This window comes from Nonomuraea coxensis DSM 45129 (assembly GCF_019397265.1).
Taxonomy (GTDB): Bacteria; Actinomycetota; Actinomycetes; order Streptosporangiales; family Streptosporangiaceae; genus Nonomuraea; species Nonomuraea coxensis.
This window is the reverse complement of sequence record NZ_CP068985.1, coordinates 3,712,819-3,733,052: the sequence shown is the minus strand read 5'-3', so window position 1 is coordinate 3,733,052 and position 20,234 is coordinate 3,712,819. Positions and strand designations below refer to the sequence as shown.

Sequence of the window (20,234 nt, the reverse complement as noted above, 5' to 3'; positions counted from 1 at the left end):
AGGTAACACCGCAGGAGGAGGTGACGCGGGATGCGAGCGTGGGTGGTGCGCGAGCCGGGGCCGATGGCGTCCGGGCCCTTGGAGCTGGTCGAGCGTGAGGTTCCCGAGCCGGGCCCCGGCGAGGTGCTGGTGCGGGTGGAGGCCTGCGGCGTGTGCCGGACCGACCTGCACCTGGCCGAGGGCGACCTGCCGCCCCGCCGCCCGCGCACCACGCCGGGCCACCAGGTGGTGGGCAGGGTGGAGGGGGGCGGCGGGCGCCGGGTGGGCGTGGCCTGGCTCCGCTCCACCTGCGGCACGTGCCGCTACTGCCTGCGCGGCATGGAGAACCTGTGTCCCTCCTCCACCTACACGGGCTGGGACGCCGACGGCGGCTTCGCCGAGTACGTGGTGGCGCCCGAGGACTACGTCTACGACCTGCCGGACGACGTGCCCGCCGAGCGGCTGGCGCCGCTGCTGTGCGCGGGGATCATCGGCTACCGGGCGCTGGCCCGCTGCGACCTGCCGCCGGGCGGCCGGCTCGGCATCTACGGCTTCGGCGCCTCGGCGCACCTGACGGCGCAGGCGGCGATCGCGCGGGGCGCGACCGTGCACGCGGTGACCAGGTCGGCGGCCTCGCGCCGGCTGGCGCTGGAGCTGGGCGCGGCCTCGGCGGGCGACCGGCCGCCGGAGCCGCTGGACGCGGCCATCCTGTTCGCGCCGGTGGGCGAGCTGGTGCCGCCGGCGCTGGAGGCGCTGGACCGGGGCGGCACCCTGGCGATCGCCGGGATCCACCTGACCGACATCCCGCCGCTGAACTACGAGCGGCACCTGTTCCAGGAGCGGACGGTGCGCAGCGTGACGGCCAACACGCGGGCCGACGGGCGGGCGTATCTGGAGCTGGCGCTGGCGCACCCGCCGCGTGTCTCGACGGTGCCCTACCCCCTTGAGGCGGCCGGGCGGGCGCTGGCGGATCTGGCGAACGACCAGGTCAACGGCGCGGCGGTGCTGGTCGTCGGTTGAAGCTTTACTTGATGGCGCTTAGCGTCACTGCGTACACTCATGAAGGAAAGTTACATTAACCTCACAGTCTCTGGAGATTATTGACGCCTTCCGGAGGCGACCGTAGGGTCCGGTCAATCCCTTGAGACATCCCCCGGAGCGGCAAATGAAGCGACTGGCAGCGGTAGTGACGTTGCTGGGCCTTGCCGCCGCGACAGCGGCGTGCAGCGGTGGTTCGACCAACAAGTCCGGCGACGCGGCGGGCGGTGGCGGTGGCCTGTTCACCACCATCGACGTCAACCGGCCGGGCCTGGAGGCATCCGCCCCGGCCAACCCGTACAACCCCAAAGGCAACTCCTTCCCGGGCTACAGCTCCATGAAGCTCGGCTGGGTCAAGAACCACCTCACCGATCCCAACCAGGCACTCCCCGGCATCGCGGCCAGCTGGGAGATCGCCCCCGACAACTCCGCGATCACGCTGAAGCTGCAGCCGAACGCCAAGTGGTCCGACGGCAAGCCCGTCACCGCCGACGACGTGAAGCTGTCCATCGGCATCGCCTACACGCAGGGCAGCACGGCCTTCTCCATCACGCCCGGCGCCGCGGGCGCGGCCGCCGAGGTCACCGTCGTGGACCCGCAGACCGTCAAGGTCACGCAGGACATGGCCAACCCGAGCCCGAAGTTCGCGCGTGGCGTCCTCGACACCACCGTACTTCCCGCCCACGTGTGGAACAGCGTGCTGCCGGCCGACTTCTGGGACAAGCTGAAGGCCGCCCGCGGTGAGGGCGCCGACGCCGAGAAGGCCCGCGAGGAGGTCACCGGCCTGGGCGAGAAGGTCATCGCCTTCGCCCCGCCGAAGGACGTCTCCGCCGGCCCGTTCGTGCTGGAGCGGGTGAACCCGTCCGAGGCGCTGCTGGTCAAGAACAAGTACTTCTTCAACGCCGCGAACGTGGCTCCGGCGCAGGTGAAGTTCCTCAACTACACCGGCAACGAGCAGATCTGGAACTACCTCATCGCCGGCAAGCTCGACCACGCCGGCTTCACCGCCGCGCCGACCGACGTGATGAACCGGATCAAGCAGGCCAACGGCAACGAGGTCATCAAGGGCTACTCGCCGGTCGCGGTGGGCATGGCCTTCAACCAGTCCAAGAAGCCGTACGACAACGTGCACGTGCGCCGCGGCCTGGCCTACCTCATCGACCGCGAGCAGGTCACGCAGGTCGCCTCGCCCGAGGGCGGCACCGCCGCCGCCACCACGAGCGGGATCCACCAGAAGGCCGCCCAGGCCTGGATCCCGGACACGCTGCCGTCGCTGGAGCCGTACAAGGTGGACGTGGCCAAGGCCGAGGAGGAGTTCAAGAAGGCCGGCCTGGTCAAGAAGGACGGCAAGTGGGCGCTGGCCGACGGCTCGGCGTGGAAGGTCTCCATGCACGCGCCCGCCGGCTTCTCCGACTGGCTGTCGGCGCAGGAGAACATCAAGAGCCAGCTCGTCAAGGCCGGCGTGGACGCCGAGGTCGTGACGACCGCCGACTACCCGCTCTACCTGGAGGAGCTGAACGCCGGCAAGTACGACGTCGGCTTCTGGCTGATGGCGCTCGGCCCCGCGCCGTACGACATCTTCCAGCGCCTCTACGGCGCCTCCAACGGCTGGGCCAACGTGGCCGGCAAGGTGCAGCACTCGGCGCCCGGCAAGAACGGCAACTGGATGGGCGGCCCCGAGGAGATCGAGGTCGGCGGCGAGAAGATCAACCCCGGTGAGCTGACCGCCAAGCTGAACTCCTCCGACGAGGAGGCGGCCAAGCCGATCATGGCCCAGCTCGCCAAGGCCGCCAACCAGGACCTCCCGGTCATCCAGCTCTGGGACTACGTCAACACCCAGTTCGTCAACAACAGCCGCTTCACCGGCTGGCCGCACGACGACTCCATCCTGCGGATGGGCACCGGTGTCCTGCCCTCGGGCGTGTGGATCCAGCAAGGTCTGATCAAGGCGAAGCAGTAGCCTATGACGCTCATCGCACGGCGACTCGCGGGCCACCTGGCCCGCGGGTTCGTCATGATCCTCGTAGTCGCGACGATCAGCTTCTTCATCGTCAACAACATCCCGGGCGACCCGATGGCCGCCCGCTACGAGAAGCTGATCGAGGGCGGCATGGCCCCTGAGGCCGCCCGGCAGGCCGTCAAGGTGCTCTACGGCTTCCAGCCGGACGGCAGCCTGTGGCAGCAGTACACCGACTTCATGGCCGGGCTGTTCCGGCTCGACCTCGGCGTCTCGGTCACCAGGCCGGGCACCCCGGTGCTCGACGTGCTGACCGACGCGGCCAAGTGGACCGTTCTACCGGTGCTGGCCGGCACCCTGCTGAGCTTCCTCGTCGGGATCATCCTCGGCGTGTACGCCGCCGTCAAGCGCAGCGGCAAGCTCGGCGACGCCCTGTCCATCTCGGGCTCGCTGCTGCACGGCGTCCCGCAGTACGTGCTGGCGCTGCTGGTCGTGATGATCTTCTCGACGCTCCTCGGGGTCCTGCCCGCGGACGGCTCGGTGGACATCCTGTACGAGCCCGGCTGGAACGCCGGCTACCTCGGCTCGCTCGTCGAGCACGCCCTGCTGCCGGTGCTCACCTACGCCCTGTCCGCGTACGGCGGCTGGATCCTGGCGATGAAGTCGTCGGTGGTCACCGTGCTCGGCGACGACTTCATCCTGGCCGCCGAGCTGCGCGGGATGAAGCGCTCGATCGTGTTCCGCTACATCGCGCGCAACGCGATCCTGCCGCTGTTCACCATGCTGGCCCTGTCGCTGGGCCTGCTGCTCGGCGGCGCGGTCTTCATCGAGAAGATCTTCAACTATCCCGGGCTCGGCTGGCTGCTCATCGGCGCCGTCAACGACCGGGACTACGCTCTGATGGGCGGCGCGTTCCTGCTCATCACCGTCGGCACCATCCTCGCCAACATCGTCGCCGACCTGTTCTACACGGTCATCGACCCGCGGGTGCGCAGCGGGGAGGAGGTTTCGTGAGCGCGACGCTCATCCCCGAGACCGGATCGGCCGCCTCGACCCTGCGCCGCAACTTCTGGCAGGGCGTGTGGCGGGTGATGCGGCGCAAGCCGAGCCGCCTGGTCGGCGTGGTCATCCTGGCCGGGTTCGTCGTCATGGCGGTCCTCGGGCCGATGCTGCTGCCCGACCCGCTGCCCAACGACCCGACGGCGATCACCAGGCCGCCGAGCTGGGAGCACTGGCTCGGCACCGACCCGCAGGGCCGCGACGTGCTCGCGCTGGTCGTCACCGGCTCCCGGTACGTGCTGCTGACCGCCGCGATCACCGCGGTCATCACGGTCGTCGTCGGCACCTCGATCGGCCTGTTCTCGGGCTTCAAGCGGGGCCGCTGGGACACCGTGCTCATGCGGCTGACCGACATGAAGCTCACCATCCCCGGCCTGCCGCTGCTGCTGGTGCTGGCCACCGTGTGGCGCTTCGGCAGCCCGTGGCAGATGGGCCTGGTGCTCGGCCTGCTCGGCTGGGGCGGCGTGGCGCGGGCGGTGCGCTCGCAGACGCTGTCGCTGCGCGAGCGCGGCTTCATCGAGGCGGCGCGCGGGCTCGGGCTGTCCACGACGCACATCATCGGCAAGGAGCTGCTGCCGAGCATGGCGCCGTACATCGCGATGAACATGCTCATCTCGGTGACCGGCGCGGTCTACTCGCAGGTGGGCCTGTTCTTCCTGGGCGTGCTGCCGTACGAGTCGGACAACTGGGGCGTGATGCTCAACCTGGCCGTGTTCCAGGCGGGCGCGCTCATCACCCCGAACGCGCTCGGCTACCTGCTGGGGCCGCTGCTGGCGATCCTGCTGCTGACGCTGGCCATCGTGCTCGTCGTGGACGCGATGGACGAGATCTTCAACCCCCGGCTGCGCGAGGAGTAGTGAGCGTGAGCAACCAAGCGCCGGGAGTGCGCATCGACGGACTGACCGTCGTCTACAAGACCCCCGCCGGAGAGCTGCCCGCGGTCAGGGGCGTGACGCTGACGCTGGAGCCCGGCTCGATCACCGGCATCGTCGGCGAGTCCGGCTCCGGCAAGTCCACGCTGGCGCTGTCGCTGCTGAACGCGGTGCAGCCGCCCGGCAGGATCGCGGGCGGCAGTGTCGAGATCGACGGGCTCGGCGACGTCGTCGGGCTGCGCGGCGAGGAGCTGCGCAAGGCCCGCGGCAAGCACATCGGTTACGTCTTCCAGGCCGCCCAGAACTCCCTCAACCCGCTCAAGACGGTCGGCAAGCAACTGCTCGACCTGGGCCGCTCGCACGGCGTGGACGACCTCCGCGGCCTCGTGCGCGAGGCCAAGGAGCTGCTGGGCCGCATGGGCCTGGACGGCGCCCGGGTGCTCGACTCGCACCAGCACGAGCTGTCGGGCGGCATGCGCCAGCGCGTCGGCATCATGCTCGCGCTGGTGCTCAACGCCCACCTGGTGGTGCTGGACGAGCCGACGACCGCCCTCGACATGATCACGCAGGCCAACATCCTGCGGATCGTGCGCGAGGTGCACGCGGAGCGCGGGCTGACCACGCTGGTCATCACGCACGACATCGGCGTGGTGGCGGAGGTGGCCGACCGGCTGGCCGTCATGTACGGCGGCCGGCTGGTCGAGCAGGGGCCGACGCGGGAGGTGCTGGGGGCGCCGCGGCATCCGTACACGCGGGGGCTGATCCAGGCCATCCCCCGGCTGACCGGCGACATCGGCGAGGCGCGGGCGCTGCCCGGCCGGCCGCCGACGCTGGCGACCGTGCCGAAGGAGGGCTGCGTGTTCAGGGAGCGCTGCCCGCTGCGGATGGACGTGTGCGACACCGTGGACCCGGAGACCGTCGCCGACGGCCCGCGCCTGGTGGCCTGCCACGCCGTGGCCGGCGCGCCCACGACCGCACCCCCCTCTGGGGACCTCGCGACGAAGGAGCACGCGTGATCACGGGGACCGGCGTCGTCAAGACGTTCAAGCAGCGCGGCAAGGTGCTCGGCGCCCGCGAGGTGCGGGCGCTGCGCGGCGTGGACTTCGCGATCCCGAAGGGCGGGGCGGCCTCGTTCATCGGGGAGTCCGGCTGCGGCAAGACCACGCTGGGGCGCATCATCGCGGGGCTGGAGAGCTACGACGAGGGCGAGATCGTCATCGGCGACGTGCCGATGACGCCGCTGCGGCCCAAGCAGCGCCAGCCGCACTTCCGCAAGATCCAGATGATCCACCAGGACCCGTACTCGGCGCTCAACCCGACCCGGACCATCCACCAGACGCTGTACGCGCCGCTGAGCCTGCGCGCCAAGCAGACGGGCCGGTCGGCGGCGTGGATCGAGGAGCGGGCGGCCGAGGTGCTGTCGCTGGTCGGCCTGGACCCGGGCACGGTGCTGGCCCGCTACCCGCACCAGCTCTCGGGCGGCATGCGGCAGCGGGTGGTCATCGCGCGGGCCCTCACGGTGGACCCGGAGATGCTGGTGGCCGACGAGGCGGTGTCGATGATCGACGTCTCGCTCCGGCTCGGCATCCTGGCGCTGCTGAAGGACCTGCGCGAGCGGCTCGGCGTCAGCGTGCTGTTCATCACGCACGACGTGGCCACCGCCCGCTACATCGGCGACGACGGCGAGCTGTACGTGATCTACCGCGGGCAGGTCGTCGAGCGCGGCCCCGTGGACACGGTGATCGCCGATCCGGTGCATCCGTACACGCAGTCGCTGCTGTCGGCCATCCCGGTGCTGCACGGCCTGGAGCGGCCGGGCGAGGAGCCGGTGACGCCGCTGTCGTCACTGGACGAGAGCCAGTCCGACGAGGGCTGCCTGTTCGCCCGCCGGTGCCCGTTCCAGGGTGAGCGGTGCGCCGGTGAGCGGCCGCTGCTGCGGATCACCGAGGGGATCCCGCAGGAGCACGCCTGCTTCTACCCCGAGCGGCGCAGCGTCATCGCGCGCCCGATGAGTGAGGTGTGATGACCTTCGAGGCGCGGCCGGTCGCGGGCGCGGCGGAGCTGGCGGAGGCGGCCGGGATCGCCGGGGAGGCGCTGACCTGCGACCCCGGGGAGGGGGCCGCGCTGGTCCGGCGGCTCGCCGCGCCGCCGCCGGGCCGCACGTGGACCGCGCTCGCCGTGGACGGCGGCGTGGTGATGGCGTCGCTGTCGGAGAGGGACCCGGAGGCCGGGCATCTCGACCTGCTCGCCGTGCACCCGTCGGCGCGCGGCGAGGGGCGCGGCCGGGCGCTGGTGCGGGCGGCCGAGGAGTGGCTGCGCGAGCGGGGGGCGCGGGAGGCTCGCTGGGCCGGCAACCCGCCCTGCTACGCCTGGCCCGGCGTCGACGTGCGCTACACCGCCGCCGCCTGCCTGGCCGAGAGCCTCGGCTACGAGCGCTACCACGTGGCCTGGAACATGACGGCCGACCTGGGCGCCGGCGACCTGTCGGTCGAGGACGACCTGGTCCGGCTGGAGAAGGCCGGGGTGGCCGTGCGCGCGGCCGGCGGTGACGAGCGGGAGCGGGTGGCGGCGTTCGTCGGCCGGCACTGGAACGAGCGGTGGGCCTGGGAGGCGGCCAACGCCACCGGGCTGCACTTCGCCGAGCGCGACGGGGAGGTCCTGGCGTTCGCCGCGTGGGGGGCGCGGCCGTCCTGGTTCGGGCCGATGGGCACGGCGGAGGCCGCGCGGGGGCTCGGCCTCGGCCGGGTGCTGCTCCGCAGGTGCCTGGCCGAGCAGCGGGCGGCCGGGCAGGCCGAGGCCCAGATCGGGTGGGTCGGGCCGTTGCGGTTCTACTCGCGGGCCGTGGGCGCGCGGGCGGAGCGGGTCTTCTGGCTCTACCGGCGCGCCCTGGCGTGATGTCATCCGTAGAGCAGCGGTCCCGAGGGGGTTCCCGGCGGCGGGCACAACTCGCGCGGGTCCTCGCCGGCCTCCAGTCGCCGGGCCAGCTCGCCGGATCCCCACAGGTGGTCCAGTCCCGGCAGCAGGCGCAGGTCGTCCGGGTAGAGGGTGCGGGCCACGTGCAGCATCGACACGCCGGTCAGCACCGGGCGGAACGCCTCGCGGTCGTGCACGTGAAGCTGGACGCCGCGCACGGGAGTGCCCGCGTGCTTGTGGAAGGTGGGGGTGAAGCGGACGTCGCGGAAGCGCACGCCGGGCAGGCCGAGCGCGTCGAGCGCGGGGGCGAACCGGCCGTCCGCGTAGGGGGCGCCGACCAGCTCGAAGGGCCGGGTGGTGCCGCGGCCCTCGGAGAAGTTCGTGCCCTCGAACAGGCAGGTGCCCGGGTAGACGAGGGCGGTGTCGGGGGTCGGCATGTTGACCGAGGGCATCACCCAGGGCAGCCCGGTCGCCTCCCACGGCGTGTCGCGCCGCCAGCCGGTCATCTCCACGACGGTCAGGTCCACGTCGAAGCCGAACCGCCCGGCCAGCTCGCCCGCCGTCAGCGCGTGCCGCACCGGGATCGGGTGGCGGCCGACGAAGCTGGCGTACGCGGGGTCGAGCAGCGGGCCTTCGGCGACCGTGCCGCCGAGGGGGTTGGGCCGGTCCAGCACCACGAACCGCAGGCCCAGCCGGGACGCCGAGGCGAGCAGGTCGTACATCGTCCAGACGTAGGTGTAGAAGCGGCTGCCCACGTCGGCGATGTCGAAGACGAGCGTGTCCACGCCGGCGGCGGCGACCGCCGCGTCCAGCTCCTCACCTGCCAGCTTGTACGTGTTGTGCACCGGCAGCCCGGTCCGCTCGTCCACGCCGTCGGCCTCGGCGCCGTCGGCCTGGGCGGTGCCGTGCAGGCCGTGCTCGGGGCCGAACAGGGCGGTCACCGGCGCCCCGGCGGCCAGCAGCGCCTCCGCCGTGGGGGTCAGGTCGGACAGCACGCCGGTGGGGTTGGTGACGAGGCCGAGGCGGGTACCTCCCGCGAGCGCGGGATCGTCGGCCAGCCGTTCGGCTCCGGTACGCACAAGAGTCATGGAGCCATTGTGCTGAAAGATATTTACAAGAGGGAAGATAAGGGTGGAAATTAGCGTCATGATTGATCCGCTACCCGAGCTGTCCACCGAGCAGAGCGACCCCCGCTACAGCCAGATCGACCGGCTGCCGACGGAGCAGATCGCCCGACTGATGAACCAGGCCGACGCCGCCGTGCCCGCGGCCGTCGCGGTGGCCATCCCGGCGATCTCGGGAGCCATCGACGCGATCTCCGCCCGCATGTCGGAGGGCGGCCGGCTCCTCTACGTCGGCGCGGGCACGTCGGGCCGCCTGGCCGTGCTGGACGCCAGCGAGTGCCCGCCCACGTTCGGCACCGACCCGTCGCTGGTCCAGGGCGTCATCGCCGGCGGACTCGACGCGCTGACCCGGTCCGTCGAGGGGGCGGAGGACGACGCCGAGGCGGGCGCCGCCGCCATGAAGAACCTCGGCGTGGGCCCGCTGGACTCGGTGGTCGGCGTGTCCGCGAGCGGGCGGGCCCCTTTCGTGCTGGGCGCCCTGGCGGAGGCGGCCGGTCGCGGCGCGCTCACGGTGGGGCTGTCGTGCAACGAGGGCGCGCCGCTGTCGGCCGCCGCCCAGCACGGCATCGAGGTGGTCGTGGGTCCTGAGGTGGTGACCGGCTCGACGCGGCTGAAGGCGGGCACGGCGCAGAAGCTCGTGCTCAACATGATCTCGACGATCAGCATGGTGAAGCTCGGCCGGACGTACGGCAACAAGATGGTCGAGATGTCGGCGATGAACGCCAAGCTGGCGGACCGGGCGCTGCGCATGGTCCGCGACATCACCGGCACCGACCGGGAGACGGCGGGCGCGGCCCTCGACGCGGCGGGCGGGCGCACGAAGGTCGCGGTGCTCATGATCCAGCACGGCATCGACGCCGACGCGGCCCGCACCCTGCTCGCCTCGCACGGCGAGCGGCTCAGCGACGCGCTGAGCGGCTGATCACGGGGTGGAGGGGGCGGAGATGACGGACGGGCTGGCGGCGATCCTCGCGGGGGCGGTGCCGACGGTCTGCCCGGCGGCGGTGGCGATGATCGCCGTGGACGGCGACGTCGCCGCCACGGCCGCCACGGGCGAGCTGGTCCGCTACGCCGGCGCGGACGGCACGCCGGCGAAGGAACGCCCGCCCGCGCGCCACGACTCGATCTTCGACCTGGCCTCGGTCAGCAAGCTCTTCACCACGGTCGTGCTGCTCTCCCTGGCCGAGGAGGGGCGGCTGGCGCTGGACGAGCCGGCCGCCGCGCTGGTCCCCGGCCTCGACGCCAGGATCACCGTGCGCCGGCTGCTCACGCACACCGCGGGCCTGCCGCCCACCCGCCGGATCGACCTGGAGCTGCCGGACGCCACCGCCGCCGAGCGCATGGCGGCGATCTGGCGCACACCGCCCGCCCACCCGGTCGGCGGGCCCTACCTCTACAGCGACATCGGCATGATCATGGCGGGCGGGCTCGCCGAGCTGGCCGGGGGCGCGCCGCTCGACGTGCTCGTCCGCGAGCGCGTCACCGGCGTGCTCGGCCTGGCCGACACCGGTTACCGGCCCCGCGACCCCGCCCGCGTCGCCGCCACCGAGTGCAAAGCCGGGCGCCCCGGCCCCGGCTGCGTACGCGGCGAGGTGCACGACGAGACCTCCTGGGCCCTCGGCGGCGTCACGGGCCACGCCGGGCTGTTCGGCACCGCCGCCGACGTGCTGGCCTTCGGCGAGACGCTGCGCCGCGGCGGCGGCCCCGTGCTGTCGCCGGAGAGCGTGGCCGAGCTGACCCGCGACCAGGGCGCGACGGGCGCGCCCTTCCGTCAGGGGCTCGGCGTGCGCCTCGGCGACCCGGCCATCGTCGGGCCGCTCACCGGCGCGTACGGCCACTCCGGCTTCACCGGCACCTCCCTCGTCGTCGACCCCGCCCGCCGCCTCACCGTGGTGCTGCTCACCAACGCCGTCCACCCCGTACGGGGCCGCGGCGGCATCCGCGAGCTGCGCCACGCCGTCGCCGCCGAGGCCCTGCGCCTGGCCACCTGAACGGCCGCCCTGCTGACGCAAGGGCCGCTTCTGCGCATAGCGTGGAAGACATGGCAGTGCAGCTGAACCACACCATCGTCGCGGCCCGCGACCGGGACGCGACCGCCACCTTCCTCACCGAGGTCCTCGGCCTGGAGCCCGCGCCCGTCTACGGCCCCTTCCGGGTCGTCTCGCTGGGCAACGGCGTCTCCCTGGACGTGGCCCAGGCCGACGGGCCGGTGACCGCCCAGCATTACGCGTTCCTGGTGAGCGAGGAGGAGTTCGACCAGATCTGGGAGCGCATCAAGGAGCGGGGGCTGACGTACTGGGCCGATCCGTACCACCGGCGGCCCGGCGAGATCAACACCAACGACGGCGGGCGCGGACTCTACTGGTCCGATCCCGACGGCCACAACCTGGAGATCATCACCGTGCCGTACGGCGGAGGCTAGGGAGCCAGCGCCTCCAGGGCCTCCTCGGCGCGGCGCACGGCCTCCCCGGCGTCGAGGCCGACGAAGTCCTGGTCGAAGTTGAGGTCGTGGAAGACGTCGGTCACGCCGGCCTCGGCCAGCGCGGCCACGTCCGCGCGGATCTTGTCGTAGGGGCCGGTCAGGGGCCGCCCGCCGGGCTCGTCCCTGACCCGCGTGACACCACGGCAGACGAACCGGAACCCGGCCACGTCCCGGCCCGACGCGGCCAGTTCCGCCTTGATCAGCTCGATCCGCCCCGCGATGGCCGTCAGGTCCTCCCTGCTGGAGCTCACCCATCCGTCCGCCAGCCGGGCGGCCCTGCGCAGCGCCACCTCGGCGGTGCCGCCGAGCAGGATCGGCGGCGGCCCCGGCGCCGGCTTGGGGTCGAGGTGCGACGGCGGCACCCGGTAGAAGACGCCCTCGTGCTCGACCGGGTCGTCGTTCCACACCTTGCGCAGCACCTCGACGAACTCCTCGCCCCGCCGCCCGCGCCCCTCGAACGCCACGCCGGCCGCCGCGAACTCCTCCGGCAGCCACCCGAGGCCGATCCCCGCCGTGAGCCGCCCGCCCGACAGCGTCTGCAGCGTGGCGAGCTGCCTGGCCAGCACCACGGGCTGCACGTACGCGTTGAGCACGGCGACGCCGAGCCCGATCCGCGCGGTCATCCCCGACAGGTGCGCCAGCGTCACCACGGGGTCGTGCACGCTCCGGTACGTCGGCCCCATCTCGTGTCCCACGGGGTAGAGCAGGCGCTGGAACGTCCAGAGGTCGTGGTAGCCGAGCTCCTCGGCCCGGACGGCGACCCGGCGCAGGTTGTCCGGTGTGGCCCAGGGGCCCGACTGCGGTACGGCGAAACCTATTCTCATGCCTCCAGTCTGGCCGACCGGTATGCCGCCAATAGTCTTTACCCTGTGGGTCTCAAGGAGGAGCTGGCCGAGGTCGCCGCCGCCTACGGCGGCACGGGTGCGCCCGTGTTACATCCGACGCGCACGGACGTGGTGGTGCTGCGCAGGGGCGAGGTGGTGGTCAAGGCCCATTCGGCCCGGGACGACGCGGAGGAGCTGCGCGTCCGGCTGCGGGCCGCCGCCTCCCCCGCCGTGAGCGCCGTCATGCTGGCTCCGCTCGACCCCGAGGTGCTGACGGTCGCCGGGCGCGCGGTCACCGTGTGGCCCGCCGGGCGGCCCGTACGCCAGGACGACCTCGACCACGCGCCCTGGGAGGAGGGGGCCAGGCTGCTGGCCGCGCTGCACGCCGTGCCGCTCACACTGATGCCCGCGCTGCCCGACGCGGGAGGGCCCGCGCGGGCCGCCCGCGCCGTCGCCAGGATGAGCGGCGACGGGCCGGTGGAGGCGCTGGTCCGGCGGGCGTTCAAGGAGCTGCCCGCGCCCGCGCCCTCCCCCGGGCTGCTCACGCACGGCGACTGGCACCTCGGGCAGCTCGTCCGCCGCGACCGCTGGCTGCTCATCGACGTGGACGACCTGGGCGTCGGCGACCCGGCCTGGGACCTCGCCCGGCCGGCCGCCTGGTACGCCGCCGGCCTGCTCGACCCGGACGTGTGGCAGCGGTTCTCAGGCGCCTACCTGGCGGCGGGCGGGCCCGCGCTGGGCCGCGGCGACGACCCGTGGGCGCGGCTGGACGTCCCGGCGCGGGCGCTGACCGTGCAGCTCGCCGCCGTGGCCGTGGTCAACGCCGGGCGCGAGGGCCGGGAACTCGACGACGTCGAACATTCGTTGGTCGAGTCGTGCAACAGAATCGTCAGAGCGTAGGCGGGTTGCGCGCGGTAGGTTTCGTCCTGAGACCTGACAGCCAAGGAGAGCGACTTCGATGCAGTGCCCCAAGTGCCGCGGGAACATGCGGACCTATGAGCGCAACGGCGTCCACATCGAGCAGTGCGACAACTGCCGAGGGATCTTCCTCGACTACGGCGAGCTGGAGACCCTGACCAGGATGGAGACGCAGTACCACGCGGCTCCCCCGCCTCCGCCCGCCCCCGGGCCGGCCTGGGGCGCGCCGCACGGCGGCTACCACCACGGCCACCACCGCCAGCGCAGCTGGGTGGGCATGCTGTTCTCCACCTGATCGCGCACGGGCCGCGCCCCCGCCGGGGCGCGGCCTCCGGCCGCTCAGCCGGGGAAGGATCCGGGGTCGACCGGGGCGGTGCGGGCGTTGCCGCCCGTGATGGCGTGCAGCGTGACGCGCCAGTCGTGCCAGCGGATCTGCGTGGCCGTGACCGTCGTCCTGAACGTCACCGACTTCTGGAACCGCTCGAAGCTGCACTCCCGGGTGAACGCCTTGCTCCGGCCGTCCCAGTCCACGCCGTGCGTGAAGTAGATCTTGTACGAGCCGTCGCGCACGCCCTTCACCTTGAACGTGGCCTTGCGCCGCACGTACACGCTGAACGCCTTGCTCCTGCCGCGCATCACCGTCACCACCGCGTCCCGCGGGGCGCCGTTGTCGATCTCCAGCGAGCTGCGCCCGCCGAACGATCCCTTGCGGACGAACGAGCCGTTGCCGAGCCGCCTGGTCTGCTTGCGTACCGCCTTCACGTCCACCACGTCGGCCGGGTAGCCGCCCGCCTTCTGCAGCGCCTCCCCCGCCTCGTCCAGCGCCTTGAGCTTGGCGTTGAGGTCGGCGAGCACGGCCGATGAGGTGCACAGGGCGCGCGCGCCGACCTTGCCGCTCGTGGTGCCGAGCGCGGTGACGAAGTCCTGGAGGCTGGTGACGTACGCGTCGTGCTGCGTGCGGACCTCCGCCGGCGGGGCCAGCGCGGCCAGTGACTCGGCCGCGCCGGCCAGCGCCTCCTCCGCCTTGGTGACCCGCTGGTCGAGCGCCTTGACCCCGCGCGCGCCCGCGAGCGCGCTGATCGCGGCGGCCATCGGCTTGTGCCTGCCGTCGAGCTCGGCCTTGTACGCCTCGGGGGTGAGCGCGCTCGCGCCCGGCGAGGCGGAGGCCGTGCCGGGGTCGCCGCCGGTGCCGCCGGCGACGCCGGAGACCGAGGACGAGCCGCCTTCGGGGGTCGGCGCGGGGGAGGAGCAGGCGCCAAGTGTGAGGGTCGCGAGAGCGAGAACACACGACATCAAACGGGGTGAAGCCACCTGCCACACTATCGCCGGGTTGCTCCCCGCCCGTCAATCGGAGCCCTCTCCGGTCAGCCCTCCGTCAGCCCCCTCTCCCGGTCCTGGACCAGCCGGCGGGTGATGCCGATCAGCTCCAGGAACGGCAGGTCGTGGCTCGCCACGATCAGCGCGCCCCGGTAGGCCGCCAGGGCCTCGGCGAGCCGGCGGACGCTGGCCAGATCGAGGTTGTTGGTCGGCTCGTCCAGCAGGAGGAGCTGCGGCGGCGGCTCGGCCGACAGCAGCGCGGCCAGCGTGGCGCGGAAACGCTCGCCGCCCGACAGCGTGCCGACGGCCTGGGCGGCCCGCTCGCCGCGGAACAGGAAGCGGGCGAGCCTGGCGCGTACCTCGTTGACCGACGCCGAGGGCGCGACGGCCCGGACGTTGTCGATGATGCTCAGCGTGTCGTCGAGCAGGTCGAGCCGCTGCGGCAGGTAGCGGACCGGCACGTGCGCGCCTTCGCCCGCGGCGATGCGCTTGAGCAGGGTCGTCTTGCCCGAGCCGTTGCGGCCGAGCAGCGCGATCCGCTCGGGCCCCCGGACCACCAGCGTCTCCAGCGGCACGGCACCGCCTTCCCCCGCCTCCCCTTCCGTCGCCGCCCGGTGCGCGGGCGGGGGCGGGGTGAGCGGGAGCGTCAGGACCGTGCGGCCGGCCGGCACCTCGGTGCCCGGCAGCTCGATCCTGATCTCCGCCTCGTCCCGCACCGCCTGCTCGGCCTCGCCGAGCCGCTCGCGCGCCTCCTCCAGCTTCTCCAGGTGCAGGGCCCGCTGCTTGCCCGCGGTGACCTGCGCCTTGCGCTTGAGCCCGTTGGCGACGATCTTCGGCGCCCGGTTGTTCGCGGCGGCCTTCTTGCCGGCCCGGATGTCCCTGTCGATCCTGATCCGCGCCTCGGCGAGCTCGCGCCGCTGCCGCCGCACCTCCCCCTCGGCGGCCCGTACGGTACGCAGCGCGACCTCCTGTTCGGCGGCGGCCTGCTCCTCGTAGTCGGCGAGGTTGCCGCCGTAGAAGCGCACGCCGCCGTCGCGCAGCTCGGCGATCTGGTCGACCAGCTCCAGCAGCGCCCGGTCGTGGCTGACCACGACGAGCACCCCCGGCCAGGCGGACACGGCGGCGTGCAGCCGCTCGCGGGCCTCCAGGTCGAGGTTGTTGGTGGGCTCGTCGAGCAGCAGCACGTCGGGCCGCTTGAGCAGCTGGGCGGCGAGCGCGACCATGACGGTCTCGCCGCCGGACAGCGTGCCGACCGTGCGGTCCAGCCCGAGGTGGGCCAGGCCGAGCCGGTCGAGCTCGGCCCGCGCCCGCTCCTCGACGTCCCAGTCGTCGCCGATGGTGGTGAAATGTTCCTCGGCGACGTCGCCGCTCTCGACGGCGTGCAACGCGGCCCGCTTCCCGCTGATCTCCAGCAGGTCGGAGACGGTACGGGCGGCGGCGAGCGGCACGTTCTGCGGCAGGTATCCCACCTCTCCCGAGACGGTGACCGAGCCGGACCGTGGGGCCAGCTCGCGGGCGATGATCTTCAGCAGGGTGGACTTGCCCGACCCGTTGACCCCGATCAGGCCGGTACGGCCCGCGGGGAAGGCGGCGTCGAGCCCGTCGAGCACCCGGGTGCCGTCCGGCCAGGCGAAGCTGACCCGGTCGACGACGATGGACATAGGCATGAGGCGGCTCCCAGCACAGAAGTCGAAACGTTGCGACAGATTCGTGACAGGCGGGGAAACACCGCAGAGATGCGCGACACGTGGAAGCCGGGGCCGAACCCGCGACGGAGGGGCGAGAAGATCGCCGAGAGGTCCAGGTGAGCGCGCGTCAGGCCCGTGACAGGGCGGAACGGCGCGGTGCCCGCGACCTCAGATCCTCACGTCAGCTGCCCCCGTAGGTCGGCGATGAGACCGTTCCAGCGTAGGGGATCACCCGGAGCAGGGGCAACATCGGTCAGTGGAGGGAGCCGCCGGTCTCCTTCAGGTCCTCGGTGGTGGCGACCGCGGCGGACACGATCGCGGTCAGCGCGTCGGCGACGGCCCGGGCGGGCATCGACGGTTCGCCGCCGTCCGGGACCTGCTCGGGCAGGTAGGGCACGTGCACGAAGCCGCCACGCGCCCCTGGCCTGCCCGACTCCAGGAAGTGCATCAGCCCGTAGAAGACGTGGTTGCAGACGAACGTGCCCGCCGTGTGCGAGACGGACGCCGGCAGGCCGGCGTCCCGGACGGCGGCCACGCACGCCTTCACCGGGAGGGTGGAGAAGTACGCCGCCGGGCCGTCCGCGACGATGGGCTCGTCGACGGGCTGGGCGCCCTTGTTGTCCGGGATGCGGGCGTCGTCGAGGTTGACGGCGACGCGCTCGACCGTCATGCCCGCCCGCCCGCCCGCCTGCCCGACGCAGATGACGACGTCCGCCCGGGACTCCTCGACGGCCGCGCGCAGCCGGGTGACGGCGTCGTGGAAGACGACCGGCAGCAGCGCCGTGCTCAGCGACACCCCTTCCGGCGGCGTGGCCGCGGCCAGTCGCACCGCCTGCCACGACGGGTTGACGGCGGAGCCGCCGAACGGCTCGAATCCGGTGAGCAGCACGCGCATCGGGGGTTTCCTCTCGGGTGCGGGGGAAGGGGCGGGGAGGCCAGGAAGGCGGACATCCATGATCGCCCATGTGCGGGTCGCCGCCGGCGAAGCAGGCTGTAAGTGTTGAACTGAACAAGGTCCTTACCTCAGGTTGGAAGCATGCACCCCGGACACCGGCACGACCCCCTCGCCCTGACCGTCGTCTCCTCCCACCGCACCTCCGACGGCCTGGTCTCCTACCTCCGCTGCGCCTGCGGCGCGTGGGAGGTCCGCACCCCGGGAACGGTCGCCGCGATCCAGCCGCGCGGCCGGACCGTCGACTGATCGAGGTCTCCCGTCCTAGAGTCGGCACAAAAGCACCTCTGGAGGCCAGGCATGTCGAGCATCCCCGCCCTGCTACGTGATCGGATCGCGGCCACTCCCGACGCCGAGGCGTACCGCGTGCCCACCGACGACGGCTGGCAGTCGTTGTCGTGGCGCGAGGTGGGCGAGCGCGTACGCGGGCTGGCCCTCGGCCTGGCGGCGCTGGGAGCCGGCCCGGGCAAGCGGGTGTCCATCCTGTGCTCGACCCGGCTGGAGTGGATCCTCACCGACCTCGCGGTGCTGGCGACCGGCGCCGCCACGACGACGATCTACCCGTCCAACACGGCCGCCGAGGCGGCGTTCGTCATCACCGACTCCGGCAGCACGATCGTCGTGGCCGAGAACGACGACCAGGTGGCCAAGCTGCGCTCGGTCCGGCAGGAGCTGCCCGGCGTCACGAAAGTGATCGTCATCGACGGCTCCCCCGGCGACGACGACTGGGTGATGCCGTTCGACGCCGTCACCGGCGAGGGCGACTACGACGCCATGGTGGACGCCATCGCCGAGGACCACCTGGCCACCCTCATCTACACCTCCGGCACCACCGGCCGGCCCAAGGGCGTGGAGCTCACCCACGACAACTGGCTGTACGCCGCCGACGCGGTCCGGCAGCTCGGCCTCATCTCCCCCGCCGACCTGCACTTCCTCTGGCTGCCGCTGTCGCACTCGTTCGGCAAGCTGCTGGAGGTCGTGATGATCGGCATCGGCGTGCCGACCGCGATCGACGGCCGGCTCGACAAGATCGCCGACAACCTGGGCGTGGTGCGGCCGACCATCATGGCCGCCGCGCCGCGCATCTTCGAGAAGATCCACAACACCGTGGTCGCGTCCATGCGGCGCGAGGGCGGCGCGAAGCTGCGCATCTTCGAGTGGGCGAAGAAGACCGGCATCCGGGTCAGCCGGGCCCGCCAGCGCGGCGCGAGCCTGCCGCTCACCACCCGCGCCGAGTACGCGCTGGCCGACCGGCTCGTCTTCGCCAAGCTGAGGGAGCGCTTCGGCGGCCGGGTCCGCTACTTCATCTCGGGCGCCGCCCCGCTCAACACCGACATCGCCGAGTTCTTCGACGCGGCCGGCCTGACGATCCTCGAAGGCTACGGGCTGACCGAGTCGTCGGCGGGCAGCTTCCTCAACCGGCCCGACTCGCCGCGTTTCGGCACGGTGGGCCCGCCCCTGCCCGGCACCGAGGTGCGCATCGCCGACGACGGCGAGATCCTCATCGGCGGGCGCGGCGTGATGCGCGGCTACCACGGGCTTCCCGAGGAGACGGCGGCGGCGCTGGAGGACGGCTGGCTGCGCACGGGGGACATCGGCGAGCTGGACGAGGCCGGCCGGCTGCGCATCACCGACCGCAAGAAGGAGCTGATCAAGACCTCGGGCGGCAAGTACGTCGCGCCCACCCACCTGGAGGGCTCGATCAAGGCGGCCTGCCCGTACGTGTCGCACGTGTTCGTCCACGGCGACCGGCGCAACTACGTCACCGCCCTGGTCACGCTCGACATGGACGTGGTCGCCCCGTGGGCGGCCGCCGAGTCGCTGCCGGCCGACGCCGAGGCGCTGCGCGAGCATCCGCGCATGCGCGAGGAGATCCAGAAGGCGGTCGACCAGGTCAACGCCGACCAGGCCAGCTACTCGACGGTCAAGAAGTTCGCGATCCTCGCCGAGGACTTCACCGTGGAGACCGGCGAGCTGACGGCCAGCCTCAAGATCCGCCGCAAGATCGTCGAGGAGCGTCACGGCAAGACCCTGGACGGCTTCTACGACGGCTGAGCACCTGCCCGCCGCCGCTCGAAGACCGAGAGCAGCCGGTCGGCGGCGAGCGCCGGGGTCAGCGCGCCGTCGAGGATCTTCCGCTCCACCTCGTCCTTGATGGCGGCCACCCCGGGGTCGTCGCGCAACTCGGCCAGCAGCCGCTCGCGGACCAGCGTCCACGTCCAGCCGACCTGCTGGGCCCGGCGCTTGGCGGCCAGGTCGATCGACTCCTGGTGCGCCACGACGTGCCGCCACAGCTTCTCCAGGCCCTCGCCGGTCAGGCCGCTGCAGGTCAGCACGGGCGGCGGGGTGCTGTCGGAACGCAGCATGCGCAGCGCGCCGGCCAGCTCGCGGGCCGCCTTCCTGGCCGGGAGCTGGTACTCGCCGTCGGCCTTGTTGACGGCGATCACGTCGGCCAGCTCCAGTACGCCCTTCTTGATGCCCTGGAGCTGGTCGCCGGTACGGGCCAGGGTGAGCAGCAGGAACGTGTCCACCATGTCGGCCACGGCGGTCTCCGACTGGCCGACGCCGACGGTCTCGACGAGCACCACGTCGAACCCGGCCGCCTCCACCACGACCATCGCCTCGCGGGTGGCCTTGGCCACGCCGCCCAGCGTGCCCGACGTGGGCGAGGGCCGGATGAAGGCCGCGGGATCGACGGACAGACGGGACATGCGGGTCTTGTCGCCGAGAATGCTGCCGCCCGTGCGGGTGGAGGAGGGGTCCACGGCCAGGACGGCGACCTTGTGCCCCTCGCCGGTCAGCATCGTGCCGAACGCGTCGATGAACGTGGACTTGCCCACGCCGGGCACGCCCGACACGCCGATCCTGCGGGCGTGGCCGGTGAGCGGGGTGAGCTCGACGAGCAGCCGCTGGGCCAGGGCCATGTGGTCGGGCCTGGTGGACTCGACCAGCGTGATCGCGCGGGCGATCCACGTTCGCGAGCCCGCGCGGACGCCGTCGGCGTAATCCTCCAGCGAGTGCACGCCCCGCACCCCTTTCTTCCTCTTGGTCATCATGACTTCTGACAAATGTTGACTTTGCCAGTATGGTGCTGGAGTTCCCGTCTCAGCC

General features: G+C 72.5%; 20 protein-coding genes. 14 read left to right on the top strand and 6 right to left on the bottom strand.

The genetic code is table 11. The annotated features are described in order from the left end of the window. The first annotated feature begins 30 nt into the window (after positions 1 to 30). From Nocox_RS17445 to Nocox_RS17415, 7 genes are all read left to right on the top strand, one after another. Complete coding sequence (locus tag Nocox_RS17445; RefSeq protein WP_026215129.1) at positions 31 to 999, top strand: zinc-binding alcohol dehydrogenase family protein; 969 nt, start codon at positions 31 to 33, stop codon at positions 997 to 999. Positions 1,000 to 1,144: 145 nt separating this feature from the next. Further along, on the top strand, positions 1,145 to 2,977 hold the full coding sequence (locus Nocox_RS17440) for an ABC transporter substrate-binding protein (protein WP_033411147.1): 1,833 nt from the start codon (positions 1,145 to 1,147) through the stop codon (positions 2,975 to 2,977). Positions 2,978 to 2,980: 3 nt separating this feature from the next. Then, the gene (locus tag Nocox_RS17435) at positions 2,981 to 3,988 is read left to right on the top strand and encodes an ABC transporter permease (protein ID WP_020547002.1); all 1,008 of its coding nucleotides are present in this window, start codon (positions 2,981 to 2,983) and stop codon (positions 3,986 to 3,988) included. Continuing rightward, on the top strand, positions 3,985 to 4,890 hold the full coding sequence (locus Nocox_RS17430) for an ABC transporter permease (RefSeq protein ID WP_020547001.1): 906 nt from the start codon (positions 3,985 to 3,987) through the stop codon (positions 4,888 to 4,890). The genes Nocox_RS17435 and Nocox_RS17430 overlap by 4 nt, the downstream gene beginning before the upstream one ends. A 5-nt stretch (positions 4,891 to 4,895) precedes the next feature. Then, positions 4,896 to 5,921: an ABC transporter ATP-binding protein gene (locus Nocox_RS17425; protein ID WP_246649806.1), complete on the top strand. Its 1,026-nt coding sequence runs from the start codon at positions 4,896 to 4,898 to the stop codon at positions 5,919 to 5,921. After that, the gene (locus Nocox_RS17420; RefSeq protein ID WP_020546999.1) at positions 5,918 to 6,928 is read left to right on the top strand and encodes an ABC transporter ATP-binding protein; all 1,011 of its coding nucleotides are present in this window, start codon (positions 5,918 to 5,920) and stop codon (positions 6,926 to 6,928) included. The genes Nocox_RS17425 and Nocox_RS17420 overlap by 4 nt, the downstream gene beginning before the upstream one ends. Beyond that, a complete protein-coding gene (locus tag Nocox_RS17415; protein ID WP_020546998.1) occupies positions 6,928 to 7,800 on the top strand; it encodes a GNAT family N-acetyltransferase in 873 nt (290 codons plus the stop codon). The genes Nocox_RS17420 and Nocox_RS17415 overlap by 1 nt, the downstream gene beginning before the upstream one ends. Positions 7,801 to 7,802: 2 nt before the next feature. Here the strand turns inward: Nocox_RS17415 and Nocox_RS17410 are convergent, their stop codons facing one another. After that, positions 7,803 to 8,906, bottom strand: a complete 1,104-nt coding sequence (locus Nocox_RS17410; RefSeq protein WP_026215128.1) for an exo-beta-N-acetylmuramidase NamZ family protein — start codon at positions 8,904 to 8,906, stop codon at positions 7,803 to 7,805. Between the two features lie 58 nt (positions 8,907 to 8,964). On the opposite strand from Nocox_RS17410, the gene murQ reads away from it, so the two are divergent. Genes murQ through Nocox_RS17395 form a run of 3 tightly spaced genes read left to right on the top strand, consistent with a single transcriptional unit; the run spans position 8,965 to position 11,364 of the window. Continuing rightward, the gene (gene murQ, locus Nocox_RS17405; protein ID WP_020546996.1) at positions 8,965 to 9,864 is read left to right on the top strand and encodes an N-acetylmuramic acid 6-phosphate etherase; all 900 of its coding nucleotides are present in this window, start codon (positions 8,965 to 8,967) and stop codon (positions 9,862 to 9,864) included. A gap of 22 nt (positions 9,865 to 9,886) precedes the next feature. Beyond that, positions 9,887 to 10,933 carry a serine hydrolase domain-containing protein gene (locus Nocox_RS17400; protein ID WP_157383440.1) on the top strand — a complete coding sequence of 349 codons (1,047 nt, stop codon included), beginning with the start codon at positions 9,887 to 9,889 and terminating at the stop codon, positions 10,931 to 10,933. A gap of 50 nt (positions 10,934 to 10,983) precedes the next feature. Next, entirely contained in the window at positions 10,984 to 11,364 is a 381-nt protein-coding gene (locus Nocox_RS17395; protein WP_026215127.1) for a VOC family protein, read from the top strand. Here the strand turns inward: Nocox_RS17395 and Nocox_RS17390 are convergent. Further along, positions 11,361 to 12,248, bottom strand: a complete 888-nt coding sequence (locus Nocox_RS17390) for a TIGR03619 family F420-dependent LLM class oxidoreductase (protein ID WP_020546992.1) — start codon at positions 12,246 to 12,248, stop codon at positions 11,361 to 11,363. The two genes, Nocox_RS17395 and Nocox_RS17390, sit on opposite strands and share 4 nt — an antisense overlap. Before the next feature lie 45 nt (positions 12,249 to 12,293). On the opposite strand from Nocox_RS17390, the gene Nocox_RS17385 reads away from it, so the two are divergent. Both Nocox_RS17385 and Nocox_RS17380 read left to right on the top strand, forming a co-directional pair. After that, positions 12,294 to 13,148, top strand: a complete 855-nt coding sequence (locus Nocox_RS17385) for a phosphotransferase (RefSeq protein WP_020546991.1) — start codon at positions 12,294 to 12,296, stop codon at positions 13,146 to 13,148. A 58-nt stretch (positions 13,149 to 13,206) separates the two neighbouring features. Beyond that, a complete protein-coding gene (locus Nocox_RS17380; RefSeq protein WP_020546990.1) occupies positions 13,207 to 13,461 on the top strand; it encodes a TFIIB-type zinc ribbon-containing protein in 255 nt (84 codons plus the stop codon). A 44-nt stretch (positions 13,462 to 13,505) separates the two neighbouring features. Here the strand turns inward: Nocox_RS17380 and Nocox_RS17375 are convergent, their stop codons facing one another. From Nocox_RS17375 to pcp, 3 genes are all read right to left on the bottom strand, one after another. Further along, positions 13,506 to 14,477 carry a hypothetical protein gene (locus tag Nocox_RS17375; RefSeq protein ID WP_169577089.1) on the bottom strand — a complete coding sequence of 324 codons (972 nt, stop codon included), beginning with the start codon at positions 14,475 to 14,477 and terminating at the stop codon, positions 13,506 to 13,508. Positions 14,478 to 14,530: 53 nt separating this feature from the next. Further along, the gene (locus Nocox_RS17370) at positions 14,531 to 16,150 is read right to left on the bottom strand and encodes an ABC-F family ATP-binding cassette domain-containing protein (protein ID WP_026215126.1); all 1,620 of its coding nucleotides are present in this window, start codon (positions 16,148 to 16,150) and stop codon (positions 14,531 to 14,533) included. Between the two features lie 274 nt (positions 16,151 to 16,424). Then, on the bottom strand, positions 16,425 to 17,066 hold the full coding sequence (pcp, locus tag Nocox_RS17365) for a pyroglutamyl-peptidase I (protein ID WP_020546987.1): 642 nt from the start codon (positions 17,064 to 17,066) through the stop codon (positions 16,425 to 16,427). Positions 17,067 to 17,207: 141 nt separating this feature from the next. Between pcp and Nocox_RS17360 the strand changes: the two genes are divergently transcribed. Together Nocox_RS17360 and Nocox_RS17355 are read left to right on the top strand one after the other, a co-directional pair. Beyond that, positions 17,208 to 17,372, top strand: a complete 165-nt coding sequence (locus tag Nocox_RS17360; protein WP_020546986.1) for a hypothetical protein — start codon at positions 17,208 to 17,210, stop codon at positions 17,370 to 17,372. 51 nt (positions 17,373 to 17,423) lie between these two features. After that, positions 17,424 to 19,178, top strand: coding sequence for an AMP-dependent synthetase/ligase (locus Nocox_RS17355; protein WP_020546985.1), 1,755 nt, complete (start codon positions 17,424 to 17,426; stop codon positions 19,176 to 19,178). On the opposite strand, the gene meaB is transcribed toward Nocox_RS17355, so the two are convergent. After that, positions 19,166 to 20,179, bottom strand: coding sequence for a methylmalonyl Co-A mutase-associated GTPase MeaB (gene meaB / locus Nocox_RS17350; RefSeq protein ID WP_026215125.1), 1,014 nt, complete (start codon positions 20,177 to 20,179; stop codon positions 19,166 to 19,168). The genes Nocox_RS17355 and meaB overlap by 13 nt on opposite strands. Positions 20,180 to 20,234 lie beyond the last annotated feature (55 nt).

Coding starts and splice junctions, on each gene's coding strand:
- Nocox_RS17445 (WP_026215129.1), top strand. CDS start 31: ATGCGAGCGTGGGTGGTGCGCGAGCCGGGGCCGATGGCGTCCGGGCCC.
- Nocox_RS17440 (WP_033411147.1), top strand. CDS start 1,145: ATGAAGCGACTGGCAGCGGTAGTGACGTTGCTGGGCCTTGCCGCCGCG.
- Nocox_RS17435 (WP_020547002.1), top strand. CDS start 2,981: ATGACGCTCATCGCACGGCGACTCGCGGGCCACCTGGCCCGCGGGTTC.
- Nocox_RS17415 (WP_020546998.1), top strand. CDS start 6,928: ATGACCTTCGAGGCGCGGCCGGTCGCGGGCGCGGCGGAGCTGGCGGAG.
- Nocox_RS17410 (WP_026215128.1), bottom strand. CDS start 8,906: ATGACTCTTGTGCGTACCGGAGCCGAACGGCTGGCCGACGATCCCGCG.
- murQ (WP_020546996.1), top strand. CDS start 8,965: ATGATTGATCCGCTACCCGAGCTGTCCACCGAGCAGAGCGACCCCCGC.
- Nocox_RS17400 (WP_157383440.1), top strand. CDS start 9,887: ATGACGGACGGGCTGGCGGCGATCCTCGCGGGGGCGGTGCCGACGGTC.
- Nocox_RS17395 (WP_026215127.1), top strand. CDS start 10,984: ATGGCAGTGCAGCTGAACCACACCATCGTCGCGGCCCGCGACCGGGAC.
- Nocox_RS17390 (WP_020546992.1), bottom strand. CDS start 12,248: ATGAGAATAGGTTTCGCCGTACCGCAGTCGGGCCCCTGGGCCACACCG.
- Nocox_RS17380 (WP_020546990.1), top strand. CDS start 13,207: ATGCAGTGCCCCAAGTGCCGCGGGAACATGCGGACCTATGAGCGCAAC.
- Nocox_RS17370 (WP_026215126.1), bottom strand. CDS start 16,150: ATGCCTATGTCCATCGTCGTCGACCGGGTCAGCTTCGCCTGGCCGGAC.
- pcp (WP_020546987.1), bottom strand. CDS start 17,066: ATGCGCGTGCTGCTCACCGGATTCGAGCCGTTCGGCGGCTCCGCCGTC.
- Nocox_RS17360 (WP_020546986.1), top strand. CDS start 17,208: ATGCACCCCGGACACCGGCACGACCCCCTCGCCCTGACCGTCGTCTCC.
- Nocox_RS17355 (WP_020546985.1), top strand. CDS start 17,424: ATGTCGAGCATCCCCGCCCTGCTACGTGATCGGATCGCGGCCACTCCC.
- meaB (WP_026215125.1), bottom strand. CDS start 20,179: ATGATGACCAAGAGGAAGAAAGGGGTGCGGGGCGTGCACTCGCTGGAG.